13 protein-coding genes and 4 pseudogenes are annotated in these 16,842 nt (G+C 65.0%); 3 read left to right on the forward strand and 14 right to left on the reverse strand.

Features of this window, described 5'->3' with window-relative positions; all coding sequences use genetic code 11:
- Window positions 1-11: 11 nt before the first annotated feature.
- The gene (locus AB0M93_RS19175) at window positions 12-758 is read left to right on the forward strand and encodes an SDR family NAD(P)-dependent oxidoreductase (RefSeq protein WP_364275212.1); all 747 of its coding nucleotides are present in this window, start codon (window positions 12-14) and stop codon (window positions 756-758) included.
- A 142-nt stretch (window positions 759-900) separates the two neighbouring features.
- On the opposite strand, the gene AB0M93_RS19180 is transcribed toward AB0M93_RS19175, so the two are convergent.
- From AB0M93_RS19180 to AB0M93_RS19200, 5 genes and pseudogenes are all read right to left on the reverse strand, one after another.
- Window positions 901-1,422, reverse strand: coding sequence for a hypothetical protein (locus AB0M93_RS19180; RefSeq protein ID WP_364275771.1), 522 nt, complete (start codon window positions 1,420-1,422; stop codon window positions 901-903).
- 135 nt (window positions 1,423-1,557) lie between these two features.
- Window positions 1,558-1,866 (reverse strand): annotated as a pseudogene (locus AB0M93_RS19185) (Gfo/Idh/MocA family oxidoreductase); the annotation flags it as partial.
- Window positions 1,867-2,028: 162 nt separating this feature from the next.
- A complete protein-coding gene (locus AB0M93_RS19190) occupies window positions 2,029-3,582 on the reverse strand; it encodes an amino acid adenylation domain-containing protein (protein ID WP_364275214.1) in 1,554 nt (517 codons plus the stop codon).
- 162 nt (window positions 3,583-3,744) lie between these two features.
- Window positions 3,745-4,014, reverse strand: a complete 270-nt coding sequence (locus AB0M93_RS19195) for a phosphopantetheine-binding protein (RefSeq protein WP_364275216.1) — start codon at window positions 4,012-4,014, stop codon at window positions 3,745-3,747.
- Between the two features lie 307 nt (window positions 4,015-4,321).
- Window positions 4,322-4,644 (reverse strand): annotated as a pseudogene (locus AB0M93_RS19200) (IS701 family transposase); the annotation flags it as partial.
- On the opposite strand from AB0M93_RS19200, the pseudogene AB0M93_RS19205 reads away from it, so the two are divergent.
- Window positions 4,632-4,778 (forward strand): annotated as a pseudogene (locus AB0M93_RS19205) (IS701 family transposase); the annotation flags it as partial. The pseudogenes AB0M93_RS19200 and AB0M93_RS19205 sit on opposite strands and share 13 nt — an antisense overlap.
- Before the next feature lie 160 nt (window positions 4,779-4,938).
- On the opposite strand, the gene AB0M93_RS19210 reads toward AB0M93_RS19205, so the two are convergent.
- Genes AB0M93_RS19210 through AB0M93_RS19235 form a run of 6 tightly spaced genes read right to left on the reverse strand, consistent with a single transcriptional unit; the run spans window position 4,939 to window position 12,226 of the window.
- Complete coding sequence (locus tag AB0M93_RS19210; protein ID WP_364275218.1) at window positions 4,939-5,940, reverse strand: alpha/beta hydrolase; 1,002 nt, start codon at window positions 5,938-5,940, stop codon at window positions 4,939-4,941.
- Window positions 5,937-6,848 carry a TauD/TfdA family dioxygenase gene (locus AB0M93_RS19215; RefSeq protein ID WP_364275220.1) on the reverse strand — a complete coding sequence of 304 codons (912 nt, stop codon included), beginning with the start codon at window positions 6,846-6,848 and terminating at the stop codon, window positions 5,937-5,939. The genes AB0M93_RS19210 and AB0M93_RS19215 overlap by 4 nt, the downstream gene beginning before the upstream one ends.
- Before the next feature lie 20 nt (window positions 6,849-6,868).
- Window positions 6,869-8,236, reverse strand: coding sequence for a thymidine phosphorylase (locus AB0M93_RS19220; RefSeq protein WP_364275222.1), 1,368 nt, complete (start codon window positions 8,234-8,236; stop codon window positions 6,869-6,871).
- Window positions 8,233-9,477, reverse strand: coding sequence for an aminotransferase class III-fold pyridoxal phosphate-dependent enzyme (locus AB0M93_RS19225; RefSeq protein WP_364275224.1), 1,245 nt, complete (start codon window positions 9,475-9,477; stop codon window positions 8,233-8,235). Before AB0M93_RS19225 ends, AB0M93_RS19220 begins: the two co-directional genes overlap by 4 nt.
- Before the next feature lie 47 nt (window positions 9,478-9,524).
- Entirely contained in the window at window positions 9,525-10,295 is a 771-nt protein-coding gene (locus tag AB0M93_RS19230; protein WP_364275226.1) for an alpha/beta fold hydrolase, read from the reverse strand.
- A complete protein-coding gene (locus AB0M93_RS19235) occupies window positions 10,292-12,226 on the reverse strand; it encodes a non-ribosomal peptide synthetase (protein ID WP_364275228.1) in 1,935 nt (644 codons plus the stop codon). Before AB0M93_RS19235 ends, AB0M93_RS19230 begins: the two co-directional genes overlap by 4 nt.
- A gap of 537 nt (window positions 12,227-12,763) precedes the next feature.
- On the opposite strand from AB0M93_RS19235, the pseudogene AB0M93_RS19240 reads away from it, so the two are divergent.
- Window positions 12,764-13,156, forward strand: a pseudogene (locus AB0M93_RS19240) (IS110 family transposase); the annotation flags it as partial.
- 174 nt (window positions 13,157-13,330) lie between these two features.
- Here AB0M93_RS19240 and AB0M93_RS19245 read toward each other — a convergent pair.
- The 3 genes from AB0M93_RS19245 to AB0M93_RS19255 all read right to left on the reverse strand — a co-directional run bounded on the left by AB0M93_RS19245 (window position 13,331) and on the right by AB0M93_RS19255 (window position 16,726).
- Entirely contained in the window at window positions 13,331-14,611 is a 1,281-nt protein-coding gene (locus tag AB0M93_RS19245) for an ATP-grasp domain-containing protein (RefSeq protein ID WP_364275230.1), read from the reverse strand.
- Between the two features lie 45 nt (window positions 14,612-14,656).
- Window positions 14,657-15,460, reverse strand: coding sequence for a hypothetical protein (locus tag AB0M93_RS19250; RefSeq protein ID WP_364275232.1), 804 nt, complete (start codon window positions 15,458-15,460; stop codon window positions 14,657-14,659).
- A gap of 261 nt (window positions 15,461-15,721) precedes the next feature.
- Window positions 15,722-16,726, reverse strand: coding sequence for a ParB N-terminal domain-containing protein (locus AB0M93_RS19255; RefSeq protein ID WP_364275234.1), 1,005 nt, complete (start codon window positions 16,724-16,726; stop codon window positions 15,722-15,724).
- Between the last annotated feature and the right edge of the window lie 116 nt (window positions 16,727-16,842).

Genomic DNA, 16,842 nt, shown 5'->3' on the forward strand with positions numbered 1-16,842 from the left:
AGGATCCCGATATGCACAGCAAGACTGCGCTTGTGACCGGCGGGAGCTCAGCCATAGGCCGGGAGGTGGCGATGGCACTTGCTTCACAGGGCATGACCGTTGCTGTCTGCTCACGACGCGCCGAAGGCGGCCAAGCGACCGTCGACGCGCTACGGGAAGCCGGCGGCGACGCGTTTCTCGTGAGGTTCGACGGCCGGCACGCCGACGCAACGCGGGACGCGATCCAAAGCGTCGTCGACCGATGCGGCTCGATCGACGTCGCGGTGAACAACGCGGGCGGGACACTGGGGAGGTCCGGCACCGTCGCCGATTTCGATGTCGACAGCTGGGACGAGATCCTGGACGCGAACCTGCGGACGACCTGGCTCACCCTCAAGTACGAAATGAAGCACATGGTGGCGCAGGGCCACGGCGCGATCGTCAACAACATCGGCGCGCTCGGAGTACGAGCGGTGCCAGGGATGTGTGCTTACGTCGCCGCTAAACACGCCGTGGTAGGCCTGACCAAGACCGCGGCGGTGGAGGGAGCCGCGTTCGGGGTGCGGGTCAACGCCGTTGCGCCGAGCATGACCGAACGGTACGAACCGGATGACGAGGCTGCCGAACGCGCCAGGGGTGCGGCCGAGGCCATCCCACTTGGCCGTATCGCCAGGGCGGACGAGGTCGCGGCATGCGTGGCATGGTTGTGTTCGGACGCGTCTTCGTTCGTCACCGGAGACGTGCTCATGGTTGACGGGGGCATCACCATCTCATTCTGATCCAGCCCGTCGACAGGTGGTTCAGCGCGCCAACACCCGAGTCCCGTCCCAAGGTGGCCGGCTGCCGAGTCCCGGTTGCCGCATCCGCGCGATGTAGTAGTGTCTGACAACTGGGCCGCAAGAGGCCTCGGCTGACGAAAGGTCAGCGCACGCAAGCCTTGTCGACCTGCTGCAAGACCCACATTGCCGGCAGCACAGCGTCTGCTCCCACCGCGGCGGGACGGCCTTCATACACGGAAGTGAAGAACTCGCGGTCGTGGAGCAGCCGGTCTTCGTCGTCGCCGTTCAGATCGCGCCGTTCGTCGAAAACGATCTCGCTGCCACGGCGGACTACCCCGTTGGCCACGCCGTAGCTGCTCCCCTCTCCGCTGAGTAGGTAGTCGTACACTTGGCCCGAGTCGTTGTTGTACGAACCCGCTATCGTTGCCAGTTGGTTCGACGCCGTCCTCACCACCAGGGTCACGTCCATAACGGTTCCCCGTTGAGGATCGGGCTCCGCAGCGAGTGATGCCACCCGCAGTCCGTCAACGGCCTCTACGCCAAGCAACCACAGCGCGATGTCAGTCGAGTGCCCCAGGTGATGCCACACCAGACTGTCGGTCCACGAGCGCACGTAACCGCTGGACCCGACGTTGTCACGGCGCAAGAGGAAGTACCGGGCCATCACATGACTGAAGGCGATTTCACCGGAGGCGACGCGCTGCCGAAGGTGCCGCAACGCAGATTGCTGCCGATGGCTGTGTCCTACCATCAGAGTCATACCGGTGGACGTGGCCAGGTCTCGGAGCTCGACAGCCTCGCTATAGCTCATTGCGAGAGGAATCTCGACGAATACGTGTTTCCCCGCGAGCAGACACAGACGCGCCTGTTCGGCATGCAAGTGGTTCGGGGTACACAGCATGACTGCGTCTACGTCGGGATCCTCCAGTGCTTCGGCGAAACGCGTGCCGTGGCGTCCGGCGCCGAAGTCAGCGGCGAATTGCCTCGTTGGCTCTGGCCGCCGGCCGACAACCCACACCAGTCGGTGGCCTTCTCGCACAAGAATTTCGGAATGCTGACGGGCAACATTTCCGTAGCCCACAACAGCAACTCCTATGCGGCTGCGCATCGAACTCCTTCGTGTCAGCGAGTCGTTCCGGATTTTCACCACCACGCGGGCGCCTTCTCGCCGAAGCAGCGCACCCACGCCGCATCCACGGGCCGGGGAGAGCCGCGCGTCGACGCCTATTTGGGTCAGATAACCTCAGCCACAATGAACTGCTTTCACCCATCATTGATTATCACTATCTCGAACCGTGACATGCGACTCACGCCGTCGGAATGAGTCGTCTTTGAAGCTCTTGAAAACTTGCACAAGGGCGGCCTTGTCGACTTTTCCGTTTACCGTCAGTGGAATCTTGTTGACGTGAATATACTTCGTTGGCATGATCTGCATGGGTATTTTCTGCGCACACCACCGCCAAAGTGTTTTGAAATCCAACGTCTTGCCGTCGCGAGCGACGAAGAAAGCGACCAATTCATCTTGCCCTGACTCCTCGCCCGAGAGGGCAACGACGGCCGCTGTCACATCAGGGTGCTGAGTCAAACGACTTTCGATCTCGGCAGGCTCGACTCTATAGCCGCGGAATTTGAACTGCGCGTCGCGTCTGCCAATGAATTCGAAGGATCCATCTGGAAGCTCACGTGCCAGGTCGCCTGATCGGTAGAGTCTCTTCTGCCGCCCCCCGACCTCCCTCCAGACGAAGCTTCGTTCCGTCAATTCCGGCCGGCCGAGATAGCCTCGCGCCATCCCTGGAGTACCGAAAAATAGCTGCCCAACGCCTCCCGGCTCCACCGGATTTTCGGATTCATCAAGAATAAAGACTTCGGCTTGGAAAATCGGCTTGCCTATCGAGATCACTTCCGGAGTCTCAGTGATTACGCATGCGGTAATGTCTTGCACCCCCTCCGTTGGCCCGTAGCAGTTCAGCAGGGGAACAGAACTTTGAGCGAACCAGGTTTCCAGCAGGGAGCGACTCAGTGACTCGCCGCCGCTACGCAGCAAGCGCAGTGGAGGGCCAAGGTGGCCGATCGATGCACGCTCGTCTTGGGTCAGATATCTGATCGTAGAGGGGGTCAGCCAGAGGACACTGACACCGGTCCGACTGATGTAGCTGACGAGTTGCGTGGCGGTGTAGTGCCGACCCTTCAGGACAACGCGTGCTCCAGCTACCAGTGGTGCTAGCACCTGACCCAGCGAGGATGCAAATGACAACGATGCGTATTGGAAGAGTGCATCATCTTCGGTCAGCTCCAGGAGCTTTGCAGTCTTGAGCGCAACGTCGTACAAGGCTTGATGTTCGATTTCTACGCCCTTGGGCATGCCGGTGGAGCCGGAAGTATACAAAATGTACGCGAGATCGCAGTTTTCGATTGCAACCCGGGGCAGTTCAGCTGAGGCGTCGGCCAGGCCTGGTGACGACCAATCAAGAACTGCGCGCCGCGTGTCGCAGCCTTCGAAGCGGTTTTCCAAGTCATGCTCGGTTATGAGGAGACTTGCCTTCGTGTCCTGCAAAATGAACTGCAGTCGATCGGCGGGATATCCCGGATCAAGGGGTACGCATACACCGCCCGACTTCAGGACGCCGAGAATTGCCACCACGGCATCAGAACCCCGTGAAAGGCAAACACCCACTGGCGATTCGTTCGACACGCCGAGAGCGTTCAGATGATGTGCCAGTCTGTTTGAGCGCTCGCCGAGCTCGGAGTAAGAGAGTGTCTCGTGCTCCGAGACCACGGCGGGCCGCCCAGCACTTATTTCGGCGCGGCGTGCAATGAGATCCACCACATTCACGTTGCGGGTACCTTTCACTAGCGCCGTTGATGTCAACCGACTGGCCCGGGCCGCCCAAGGGTGACATGAAGGTTCGGTCCCGGACTGTGCGGTCCACGCTCGAGCTGTGCCTTCGTCGCAATCGCAATGCGGACGATCAACGGTCTGCGTGGCCTATTCCGGACCGGAGGCGATGTAGTCACTCAGCTCGGAAATAGTTGGCCGCTCGTATATTACGGAGATGTCGATTTCCACGTCGAGCACATCATTGAGCGTCGCCACCAACTCCAGGGCAATAACGGAGTCCCCGCCCAGTTCGAAGAAATTGTCCAGATAGTTCACGTGGTCCAGTGAGAACAACTGCCGCCAGATAGAGGCGAGGTATTCTTCGATGCTATTCCGGTTCGTCATATCGACGGAGACCGATCGTTCACGTGAATCCATAATTCTCCTCTTCAACCTAGGACTTCGGCGTGGCTTGTCGTTTTGCGTTCGTGCACTGCCGTCCGCATCGGCCTTTCAGGCGGACGTGGATCGTTCATGCAGCCGACAACCGCTTCACGAATGTAGAGTTGCTCGAACGGCGTTCAGATACCTCGGACACGAGGTTGGCCGAGGCGCAATGCCGCTCAACGTCGACGACTTGATGCGGTTCGGGGTGGTGCGCATGGAGCTCACTCCTCACTGGCTGGTCGACCAGGTTGTCATCCTACGTATGGGAATGCTGCACGGATAGGCGACAGTCGGCTCTCCTACAGCGGCGCTGATCGAGTCCGGCTTCGTTCTTGGCCTGCTGGAAACACTCTTCGATCCGCCAGCGAGTCCCGGCGATCCAGGCCAGATCCAGCAATGCCGAGCGGCGGGGTCCGTAGCAGACGTAGTAGGCGATCTCGGAGCACGTCGACTCGGGCTTCGGTGCCACCCGGTGGCGACCAGGGTGTCGTTGACTCTGGTGGCCGGCACATGGGCGACGTCGTGGGCTTCCAGCCATAGCCGCAGGTAGTTGACCTGCCCATAGGCCTCATCGGCGGTGACCCAGCTGAACGGCCCTTTCGCGGCGAATGCCCGGGCCAGTGGTCGAGGTGGTGATGGGGCAGCTGGATCGGGTGCATGAGCAGATCGGTGGCCGCTTCGCGCGGTCGGAACCGCGGGCCCGGGCGCGGGAGTATGTGTCCGGGCTGGTGGCAGGGTTGGAGCGGAACCACGGCGATGATCTACCACAACACCACCAACTGCCGTTGCAGTACTAGGCGCGCCACCGGTGGCGGAGCCGAGATCCGGCTGCCCCGCCCCACGGGGCCCGCCGTGGGACGGGCACGAACTGTTCGGCTGTGGAGATGATGCCGTGGGCGGCCCTGCTCCGGCCGGTCAACCCTGACGCCCTTCTGCGAGCAGGCGCCGTAGCCAGTCGAGCCGTGCGCGCTTGGCTGTCCTCGAGATCGTGGCCTGCGGCACCCATTCGTCGAAGCTGTGGAAGGCACCGGACCAGACATGCAGTTCGGCCCGGCCACCAGCGGACCAGATCCGGTCAGCGTACGCGACAGCTTCGTCTCGCAGCGCTTCGGCGGACCCGACGTCGATGTAGGCCGGGGGAAGACCGGTCAAGTCGGAGGCGCGCAGCGCGGCCGCGTACGGGCTCGTCGGCGCGGTGCGACGCTGGTCACCAAGCAATGCGTCCCAGCCGGTGATGTTGGAGGTCCGGTCCCAGATCCCGCGGCCGTCAAACTGCCGTGACGAGGCGCTGTCGCAGCTGTCGTCCAGCATCGGGCAGATGAGCATCTGGCCGAGGATCGGCGGACCGTGCCGATCTCTCGCCAGCAAAGCCAGGCCGGCGGCCAGGCCGCCACCCGCGCTCGGCCCGCTGACGACCACCTGGCCGGCCGGAAAGCCAAGTTCCACGGACTGGGCGGTCACCCAGCGCAGGGCGGTGTAGCAGTCCTCGACGGGAGCGGGGTGAGGGTGTTCGGGCGCAAGCCGGTATCCAACACCTACCACGGCGAGGCCGAGTGCTTCGGCCCGTTCGAGGTCTCCGATGATCTCGACGCTGTGGTGCGTTCCGGCCACCATGCCGCCGCCGTGGATGTGCAGGATCACGCCGTGGGGGGCGGTGGTGGCAGTGGGACGGCAGACCACCAGCGGTATGTCCGGCGTTCCGCTGGAGCCGCTCGCCATGGTGTGGGTGACCGTGAACGCGCCGTCACACGCGAGCGCATCGTCGGACAGGCTGGCGGCCTCGATGCGTGCGCGGTCTGCCTTGATCATGTCCGGGGTGAACGAACTCGGCCGGCGGCTGAGGATTTCCGCCAGAGCATCGACGAGTGCGGGGTCAAAGGGCGTGGGGCGCCCAACCCGTGTACGTTCTGTCGTCACGGCAACTCTCCGCCCACGGTCGCACGGATCTCCTGGGGATGCTCGAGGAATAGCGCCCGATACAGGTTGCGATGGCTCTCGCCGGAGTCGCGATAGGGCGTACGGCCGTGCGAGACGCGTGTGTTGTCGAAGACGATCGCATGTCCTGGGGCCAGCTTGAACTGCAGGAAGAACTCGTTGCCCTTGCGACTGTGCGCGGTGAGCCACGCGATTCCCCGGTCGAGAGCGGCGCGGTCGACGTCGTCGGGGTAGGCCCAGCTGTCGGTCGCGGTCACGCTGTAACGGCAGACCAGCGATCCGTTGAGCACCGCGCACAGTGAGCCGTGATTCGCCTCGACCGACCCATTGATCGTGGCCCTGCGTACCAGCGTGCCTGGTGTCGCCAGCGCCAGTACCGCTGCTGGGTCCTCGTTGAGCAGCGCCGCAATGGCCGCCGACGTGTTGAACAGGATCGTGTCCCCGCCCTCGGCGGCGGCGGTTTCGCAAAGCAGAAGGGATGCCTTGACGAGACCGATGTCCTGCAGTGTTCCGTCGGTGTGCAGCGACTGACCCGCCGTGCTGCCGAATGAAGGATGATCGGCGTCGGACGTACCAGCGTTGCGCGCTGCGGAGATGCGCGAGACGGCCTCCGGTTCCTTGCCGCCCGTCCGGTAAAGCGGAGGGATGAACGGCTCACTCAGCCCGAGAGCCTCGCCCAGTCTGGTGAGGGCGTCCGGTGTCGGTTCGTCGTTGGCCAGCTCGATCACGCCGAAGCCGTTGCCGACGTATCGCTGTCGGATTTCCATTAGATCCGATGGTGATATGCGTGAAAGATCATCGATCCGCACCGGAGACGTCGGAACGGTCCGAAAATCGGTGTTGACACGCTCGGCGGCGTCGTGCAGCAGCTTGACGTTGACAGTGGTCATCCCCTCACACCTTTCCCCTCCTAATCTCGGCCGGTATTGGCCAGAACTCGGTGGATGACCGGGGCGGGAGCGCACGGTTCTTCGCCGACGGTGAACGCATCGGCGAGCAGTCGGACGGCGTGCTTCGGGTTCTCCGTGGCAGCGTGCAAGACCGCAACCGGATCACCGGCGTCGACGCGGTCGCCGACACGGCGGAGAAGCTCGACTCCGGCACCGTAATCGAGTTCTGCGTTGTGCGTGAGCCTGCCGGCTCCTGTGTGGACGGCGGCCATACCGACTCGCCGCGGATCGACCTCGTGCACCCAGCCCGATCGGCGAGCCGTGACGGTCGTGCGGTGTAGAGCGCTGGGCAGGCGGTCGGGCTCATCGACCATCCGCACGTCGCCGCCCTGGGCCTTCACCCATTCACGCAGGTGGCGGAACGCGGCTCCGCTGGTCAGCGCCTGGGTGACGGCGATCTCGGCCGCTTCGCCGGTGAGGTTCGGATCTGCGCTTTGCAGCATGAGCCGAGCGACCGTCCGGCACACTTCTGACAGCCTGCTCACCGAGGCCCCGTTGAGCAGTGCGATCGCCTCGCGGACTTCCAGGGCGTTGCCCACTAGGCTGCCCAGCGGTTCACTCATGTCGGTGACCACCACCCGGCAGCGCAGGCCGAATCGCCCGGCCAGCCCGATCATGGTTTCGGCGAGCTCGATCGCGCGGTCGACGTCCGGGATGAGCGCGCCCGGCCCGGTCTTGACGTCGAGCACCAGCCCGTCGGCCCCAACGGCGACCTTCTTGCTCATGATGCTGGCCGCGATGAGCGGAATGCTTTCAACGGTGGCGGTGATGTCCCGGAGGGCGTAAGTGGCACCGTCGCCGGGGGCGAGTGAGGCATTCTGCCCGGTGATGCACATGCCCACCCGATCGATCATCTCGTGGACCTCGGCGGGCCCGAGATCAAGCCGGAGCCCCTTGATGGAAGCAAGCTTGTCGAGGGTTCCGCCGGCGAAGCCCAGCCCGCCGCCACTCATCTTGACGACTGCGACCCCGCAAGCAGCGACCACCGGCACCACGACCAGGCTGACGGTGTCCGCTACACCGCCGGTGCTGTGCTTGTCCACGACGACCCGGCCGCCCCGGGGAAACCTCAGCCGCTCGCCACCTTGGACGTACGCGTCGGTGAGAGCGAATGTCTCGTCAGGACTCAGCCCGCGGCACGCCACGGTGGCAAGCCAGGCCGCCATCTGATGATCAGCCGTGTGCCCGGCGACGAAGTCGTCGATGAGCGCGCGGATGGTGCCGGCGGAAAGCTCGGTGCCGGAGCGAGTGTCGGTGATGGCGGCCTGGATCCGGGCCGACGCGGCGACCGTGCCGGAGTCCCGTAGTTTCGCCGGCGAGTTCGTCAACAGCTTCCTCCCTGGGTGGCTGCCGCGAGCCGGGCGCCGATAGCGTCGACGCCTTCCTCGTCCACCACGAGCGGGGGCACCACAAGGACGGCGGGACCCTGATTGTGGACCAGCAGACCGTGCTCGCTCGCGCGCTTCACCAGAGCTTCGGCCGCCTCGGTCGTCGACATCTGGACGGCCGCGGCGAGCCCGGTCCCGCGGACGTCCACGACCTCGGGCGCCCCGGCGATCTGCTGCAGAAGATCCACCAGTTGCGCGCCCCTCGCCTGGGCGTTGGCGGTCAGGTCGTCCCGGCGGACGACATCCAGGACCGCCGACGCCACGGCGCATGCGACAGCGTGGCCGCTGGTGGTGTGGCCGTATCGGATTCCACCCATGATGGGGTCGTCGACGAAGGTCGCGTAGATCTGCTCCTGCGCGGTGACCGCGGTGATGGGCGCGTAGCCCCCGGAAAGGCCCTTGCTCGTGATGACGATGTCGGGAGTGATGCCGTCGTGGTCGAATCCGAACATCCGCCCGGTCCTCCCGACCCCGGTGAAGACCTCGTCGAGGATCAGCAGAACGCGTCGTTCGTCGCACAGGGTACGCAGGCCCCGCAACAGACCAGGCGCGAGCACGACGCCGCCGCCCACGTTCAAGAACGGCTCGGCGACGACGGCGATGGGTAGATCGTCCGCCCGGTCGCCGATCGCCTCGTCGAAGCGAGCGAGAATGGCCGGCACGGACTCCGGGAGCCGGGCCTCGCGATCGGACACCGGCAGGTCGATCCGCGTCACCGGGAAGGGCTGGTTCATGCCGTGCGCGGTCGGCGGCAGCCCGGAGAGGCTGCGCGCGAGAACCGTCGAGCCGTGGTAGCCGCGGGCGAATGTCACGACCCTCGAGCGCGGTTCCGAAGTGTGCGCCCAGTAGCACGACGCGATGAAAAGACTCGCTTCCAGCCCCTCGGACCCGCTGTTGGTGAAGAAGGTGCGACTCAGACCGTCGGGCAGGAACCCTGCCAGCCGCTCCGCGAGCGCGCCGACGAGTGTGTGGTTCATCTGGGAAATGTCGACACTATGCAGCTTCGTCATCTGTTCGGTGGCCGCGGCGACGACTTCGGGGTGCCCGTAGCCGCAGGTGAGGTTCATCGACGACGCGTCGATGAACTCCTTGCCGGAGATGTCCCACAGCTGGTAACCCGAGGCGCGGTCGGCGGTGATCCGGGCGGACGCTGCCTCGTTCGGGGACCACGGGTACCACACGTGCTGGTTGTCCTGCTTGGACATTTCGACGGTGCCCTGTCGGTCGTTCAAAGATGCCTCCGGAGTAGGCGGTCACCGGCACGCTGGGAGAGCGCACTGGCGATGTAGCGGAGCGGCGGGTCATCGGTGAGGTAGAAGTGATCGCCGGCGACGTCGATCTCCTGGACGCCGGCCGTGGTGAGCTCGTTCCACGGGCGCAGGTCGGCGTGGCTGTCCTCGGTGCCGGCGATCGTGGTGACCGGGCAAGCCAGGATTGGGGTGGCCGGCATCCGGTAGGTGCGGAACATCCGCGCGTCGGCAAGCAGATAGGGCGACGTGACCTCGCGGAAAACCGGGTCGGCAGCCATTTCGGCGTCTGTCCCCCCCATAGTGACGAGCTCGTCGAACAGCTGGTCCAGATCGGGATCGACATCTTCGGCCGGTGCAGGCAGCGGGGCGTTTCTCGAACCCGAGGCGAACAGGTGACTGACGCGCACTCCGCCATGCCGGTGGAGCGCGCGCGCGGTTTCGAGCGCGACCGCGGCGCCGAGGCTGTGCCCGAACAGCGCTAGCGGAACATCGCCGGGCAGGGTCAGTAGCGCTTCGGCCGTCGCGCACGCGACCGCGACAAGATTCTCCGACGGCGGTTCGTCGATCCTTGTCGCGCGCCCCGGGTATTGGACGGCGTGGACCTCGATGCCGGGGAGCCGGCTCTCCCAACCCTCGAAGAACGCGGCAGACCCGCCCGCGTGCGCGAAGCAGATGAGCCGGCCTTCGGGGTTGGCGACGGACGACACGCACTGCAACCAGGGCGACCGGGTGCCGGAGGCGTCGATCACTGGGCGCCCTCCCTGCGGCGCTGCCTGCGAAGCCGGGCGGCTCTCGCCACCTGGGCCGCGAGCAAGTTGTCTTCGCCGAACTCGGAATCCTCGGATCCCGCTTTGCTTACGAGCGCGCTCTGGGCAGCAACGGTCGACTGCTGGTAAAGGGTGCTGATAGAGGGCCGCACACCGCAGTGCGCTTCCAACGCCTCCTGCAGCCGGAGCACGCTCAGGGAGTTCGCGCCGAGATCGTAGAAGTTGACGTCCGACGGAACGGTCGCCAGGTTCAGCACCTCGGACCACGCGGCGACGACGCGCGGGTCGACCTGCTGGCCATGGGCGCCGGCGACGTGCCGGACCCCACCGCGTTCGGCGACTATGGACGCTATCGCGGCGCGGTCCACCTTGCCGTTGGAGCCGCGCGGCACCTCGGCGACCGGGTAGATCTGCTGCGGGATCTCCGCAGGGGAAAGGTGGTTGCGCGCGTAGCGGCGAACAGCATTCGTGTCGAGGGTGGCCGGTGAGATGACGGCGATCAGCCCGGACCTGTCCGAGTTGGGGAGCACGGCGGCGTCCCCGACGTCGGCGAAGCCACGCAAGGCGATTTCGACACCTCCGGGATCGACCCGGTGTCCATGGATCTTGACCTGCTCGTCCACGCGGCCCAGGAACTCCAGCCGATCGTCGCCGGTGAGGCGAGCGAGATCCCCGGTCCGGTACAGCCGGGCCCCCGGTTCGTCGGAGAACGGATCAGGGAGAAAGGATGCGGAGGTGAGTTCCGGCGCGTTGAAATAGCCTTGTGCCACGGTCGGACCGCCTACGCATAACTCGCCTGTCTCCCCACGGACGACCTGGCAGAGGTCGTCGTCGACGAGGTAGACCCGGACGCCGGGGATGGGCTTTCCGATGGTCACCGGCTCCGGTTTCGTAAACCATTGGTAAGTCGCCCACACCGTTGCTTCGGTCGGCCCGTACTCGTTCACGAGGCCGGTTCTGGGCAGCGCCGCGAAGTGGGCGGAGACGAGTTCGTCCGGCAGCGGTTCGCCGGCCACGACAACTACTTCGAGCGACTGCAGCAGCTCCGTGCCGGCCCGTGCGGCAGCTTTGAGGACGACGTCATAGAGCGTTGGTACACAGAGCACCCGGGTCACATGATGCTTCGCGATCAGCCCGATCAGTTCGGCCGGATCTCGCATCTCTTCGGCGGTGGCGACCACGAGCCTACCGCCGGCTTCGAGTGTGCCCAGCAAACCGGCGATCGAAGAGTCGAAGGCAATGGGAGACACCAGAAGGAATACCGGCCCGCCCGGGTAGACCTGGTGGCGGGCGCGCAGGGACGCCGTGAGGTTGCCGTGGTTGACGAGCACACCTTTCGGGGTGCCCGTGCTGCCCGAGGTGTAGATCAAGTACGCCGGGTCTGACGGGCCGGTGCGGCCGGGAAAAGAAGCCGGGGTGTCGCTTTCGCGGCCGGACAGGTCGTCGACCCGGATCACCGGAAGGGCGAAGCTTCCCGCTGGGGTCACGTCGCCGGCCGTCAGCAACGCCGCCGGCTGCGCATCGGCCAGGATGACGTCGATCCTGGCTGGAGGTAACGACCGGTCGATCGGTATGTATGCTGCTCCCGCGCCGAGGACACCGAGAACGGCGGCGACCATGTCTGTCGACGGTTCAAAAAGCAGCGCGACTCTGTCGCCGGTCCGGATTCCATTGCGGACGAGCGTCTCGGACAACAGGCTTGCGCGCTCGACCAGCTCGGCGTAGCTGATATTCCGGTTATTGCAGGTGACTGCGGTCGATAACGGTCGAATCGAGGCCATCAGTGCGATGAGATCGTGGGACGCGACGAACTCGCATGCCGTGAGCTCGGGACCGATCGCTGCACTCTTCCGTTCACGCTCAGGCGGTATCGCGTAGTGAGCGCCACCCTGTAAATCCCCCGTCGTGCTCATGTCCGACACCATAACCAAAATTCGCGGCTCATAGAAGCCATATGCATCTCGCTGCGTCGCGCGGGGTCCGACTGTGTTGTCGTGACCGGGGGTTCCGGTGGACGATTGGCGTGAGTGCAATACCGTGGGCTTTAGCCCGCCCGACGATCGCGAGCCGTCGGCTACCACTCGTTCGTTCGCTGCGAAGCCTGACTGGCCCGACTACTATCGAAACCGAAGCGCATGCCGTATGCGAGACGGATGTGCACGTATCGTTCGCAGTCAGAAGCCCTGTAGCCGCTTGCCTCCGGCGGAGACGGTGGGGGTTAGGACATGAGTGAACCGGCCGCGGACACAAACCGGTTCGGCGAGCGCGGAGGTGTCGAACCGGATCGCATCGAGTGTGTGGCCGGCCACCGGTGAACCCGTTTTCTTGATTTGGATGGCGACCCGTGCCCCGGAAGCAAAGGTTTCTTCGATTTGGTGAGGAAACTCGATGCTTTCGGTCGATCTCGTCGAGTCGCTGGAAGCCGAGTTCGGCAGCCACGTGGATTTCGGGACGCCGCCCGCTCCCTGCCCCACACCCTGCGCCCCGTGGATGTCGGGGACGAGGCTCTGGCCGAGCTGGAGGTGCTGGTCCGGTTCGACGACGACCTGGCCCGCGAAGCCACCCGCATCCGCGGCCTGCGCACCGGCATCCACCCCGCCCTCGAACACGCCATCGGCCCCAAGACCACCCATCCCGCGGTGCTGGAGATCCTCTCCCGCTGCGGCGGCCCGACCGGCATCGCCAAGGCCGGCCGCCGCATACTGACCGCGATCGCGAAGGCCCACGCGCCCCGCATCGGCGAGAAACCGGTCGGGGCGGTCATGACCGCACTCGGCGAGCAGACCGTCACCGTCCCGGGCACCGCGGCCGCCGACACCGTGCTGCCGCGGTTGGCCCACAGCGGTTGCCGAGCAGGGTGAGGGGATACGGCCGCGCCCACAAGGTCTCCGGCCGACCCGCTCTGTCCGCCTTGCTTCCGCAAGGACCCAGTCTCGTTCTGCGCTGCGCTGTGTGCGTCAGCGTAGAACGCGCTGGACGACGGAAAGACGCATCGGAACGACCTTTCTCACCATGAGCTAAGTGGTCCCACCATCCTTCCGAGGAGATGCGCCGTCCTCGATCAAGTGAATCTGAAGTCCGTTCACAACATCCTCGGCAAGCCTCGCGGCGTTCCCGGGAGTATCGGCAAGCACCCGTACCCAGGCGAGGCGAGAATCGGAACCCGTCAGGCCCGGCACGCGAGCCCCCTCGGGGTGCAATTGCCGAACTTCTACCACGTGCGGTCGCACACTAGCTGCTTCGAGTCCTTCGACGCCCGCAAGCGTTCCCGACGCATGGGTAGCCAGGTAACGGATTGCCGCTGCTGCCCGGTAGATTGGCCGCTCCCGGCAACGGATCAGCTCAGGGCGCATGCCGACGTCTTCGCCGACAAGCTGCCGGAGGAACAGCTCTGGCAGGTCGACGCCGGTGGCATCGCGCACCAGTTCCTCAATCTGGTCGCCACCCCTGCGGAGATGGGTCTCCACGGTGACCGGCCCGTCGGGGCTTACGATGATCTCGGTGTGGGTGAGTCCGCTCGTCACGTCGAGCGAGTCGAGGACCGCTCGGGTATGCCGGGTGATGGCCGACTCGGTCAGCTCGTCGAGCGCAGCGGGAATTGTATGGCCGAGCTCCACTTTGGTCAGCTCGTCCTTGGACTTCTCGGTGATGGCGACGATGTAGTGGTGACCGCGGTGGGTGATCGCCTCGACGCTGAATTCGGGTCCGGGCACAAAACGCTCAGCCATCGGGTCGGCGATGGGAGCGAGCGCCCCGAAGTTCCAGCTCCGTGCCCGCTCGAAAGCCCGGCTGAGTTCCGCAGTCGAAGAGGCGATCGAAATGGCGTGACTGCCTCGCCCAGCGCTGGGTTTCACGACTATCGGGCCGCCGGCCGATCGGAAGAAATCCTCCAGCTCGGCGAGCGAGCCGACCAATCGGTACGGCACGTTCTCGACCCCCCGGGCGGCGAGTCTTTCTCGCATCGCATCCTTGTGCCGCGCCCAGCGCACCGTCTCCGCCGAAGGTCCGGGTAGGTTCAGGGCTTCGGCGACGGCCGCCGCTTTGTCCTGATCGATGTCATTGAGTGACGCCAAGACATCAACCGGCCGTCGCTCATGCAGCGACCGCGCGGCCGCCACCCAGTCCTCGACCGGGGCGTTCGAGCGCAGAGCCAGAACCTCGGTGGGATCCTCCAATTCGCGTGTCAGGGCGAGCGTGCCAACAGAGCAGAGAACCGAGGTGTGCGCCTCGGGGCGCAACCGCTTCAGGGCGGGCTGCCAGTAGTAGTTCCCGCCCATGATCAGGATATGGCCGACCACGATTTTCGCCTCCCGCTATGGTGTGCCTTCGGAGGTTGTCACGGGTCAGGTCAAAGAGTTGACGATGGCCAGCAGGTCGCCCGCTTTCCCGTACTCGCTGTGCAGGAGGTGGGTTGTGGGCAGGCGCAGGGCGTGGAGCTGTCCGCCGACGCGGGGCGGTGTGGGTACGAGCAGGATCGGTATCCGGCGGTCCACGGCGGCGTAGACCTGCTCGAAACGATCGACCGTGCGCTCGACCGGCACCAGTTCGTCCAGCTCATCGGGGTCGAAGGGGACTACCGCAACCCACCGGACATCTCCGTCCGAGAGATTGAAGAAGTACCGCCAGATCAGCGTTCGCCTGCCATCGGTCACGCGCATGCCGTCGAAACCGTCGATGTGCATCTCGTTCAGCGCGAACTTGTCAACACGGCGGGAAGACACCTTGTTGTGGTTGGCCGGCGGCTTCGTCAAACCGGGCACCTGGTCCTCGAGCGTGAGCAGCAATTTCGTCACCTCTCCCCAGGGATCAGGGAAGTGGCAACCTCGGTTCACGGGGTGGTCCGCGTGGAAGACCTCGTACCAGTCATGTGGCAGGCCACGCAGGCGTTCGCGTACTGCGGCGAGCTGCCCTTCCTCGATAGCTGTTCGCACACTTAGCCGGGAGACCACTGTATGCCCCCTGACCCCGAGGATCTCGTGCCCATCGTGTGCCTCGTCGACTTGGTACATGTCAGCTTGGACGGGCCTGCGGCTCCCCCAGATATTGATCTCCCGGCGTTCGACAAGGGAATTGGACGCGATCACGGCACCCTCGGCAGCCGCCACCAGCGACCCTCCCACATCGATGAACGGCATCAGTGCGGACATGAGTATCCCTTCCTTAATGCCAGATTTTCTGGTAGCCGCAGCTTCGGCACCCTCACTTGCGATCAGCGCGTCTCGTTCGTCGCGGCGCACAGGAATTCGGTGCACACGTACAACGGCCTGACTAACCAGTTATCCCAATATAGCTCGATCTGCGACGAGTTCTAGATCCCTGGCACACTTCTTACCGAAGGTCGGCGGGAACGCCCACCGAGCTGAAGCTGCGTTCGGGATCCACTGCAATCACAGGGTTCCGGGCGCGCTTCACTGCGCCACTGTGTCCCAGTCCTGCGCGCGCCGCTCCAGCCGGTCGACAAACCGCTGCCAGTCCGCTACGCACCCGACGACGAGCTCGACAATCAGGCCGATGCAATGCTGCGGAACACTATCCGCGAGGCTGTCCCATTTCTCCCGGTCGCCGTTGTGCGCGTCCAATGACCTCAGCACCATCCGACCTGACTCTGTGAACCGCAGCGAGGGATCCGCCCGCAATTGCCGCAGCGCCGCCGTTCGATCCCACTCCTGGGCGAGCCCGACGGGTTGGCGACGGACAATCTGGATCGCGTCAGAGCGCTGCTTCTCCGGAACAGGATTCTCACCCTGTCGCAAGCGCTTACGCACGTCCTTCACTGTCGTGGTAGAAATACCGGCGGCACGAGCGATCTCCTGAGTCGAGGAGTCCGGATTCTTGGCGAGCAGGGCGCTGGCCCGTCGGCGACCCTCAACACTACTGATCGGGCGCACTCGGCCGTCCCGGCCGACCCTGGCCGTCGACTGGGGATTTTCCCCACTCGACCGCCGCCGGAGAGCTCCGACAGTCTTGTGCGCGAGCCCAGTGAGTGCGGCGATCGCCCGGTCCGACCACTCGCGGTGGGCGTGGAGGATGCGCCACGCAGCGGCCTTGCGATCGGCGAGCGCAAGGGGCAGCCCATGGACGATGTTCGACCTGACCGCGAGGATGAACGCATCGTCAGGGGTGCCGGCGAAGAACCGCGCCTCGATCGTCTGAGCGCCTCTCAGCTCGGCGGCGCGTACTCGATGCATCCCGTCAATGACCCGCATGGTTGGGCGATGCACGACAATCGGCGGCAAATCTACCTCCGACTCAGCAAGCGCTCGCACGTGCGCGGAGTCCTCGCCGGCCGCCCTCGGCGAATCAGCAGGCAGCAGCGACGCGATTGGTACCTCTGCCACCGCCTCGCCGATGCGTCCCAGAACCGCAGCGGAATAGTCATCTGCGGCGTCACCGTCTGTTGTCACGGAATCCATGTGTGCCCGACTGTTCATTCCCCAACCCCTACTCACACTCGCAGGTGTGCCCCCGGTCGGTCCCGCAAGGCATCCAGACCGGCACTCGGCTGCCCTCGCGGGCAAGAGCACCAGTC

The sequence above is a fragment of the Amycolatopsis sp. NPDC051102 genome (genome assembly GCF_040682815.1).
In the GTDB taxonomy this organism is placed as follows: Bacteria; Actinomycetota; Actinomycetes; order Mycobacteriales; family Pseudonocardiaceae; genus Amycolatopsis.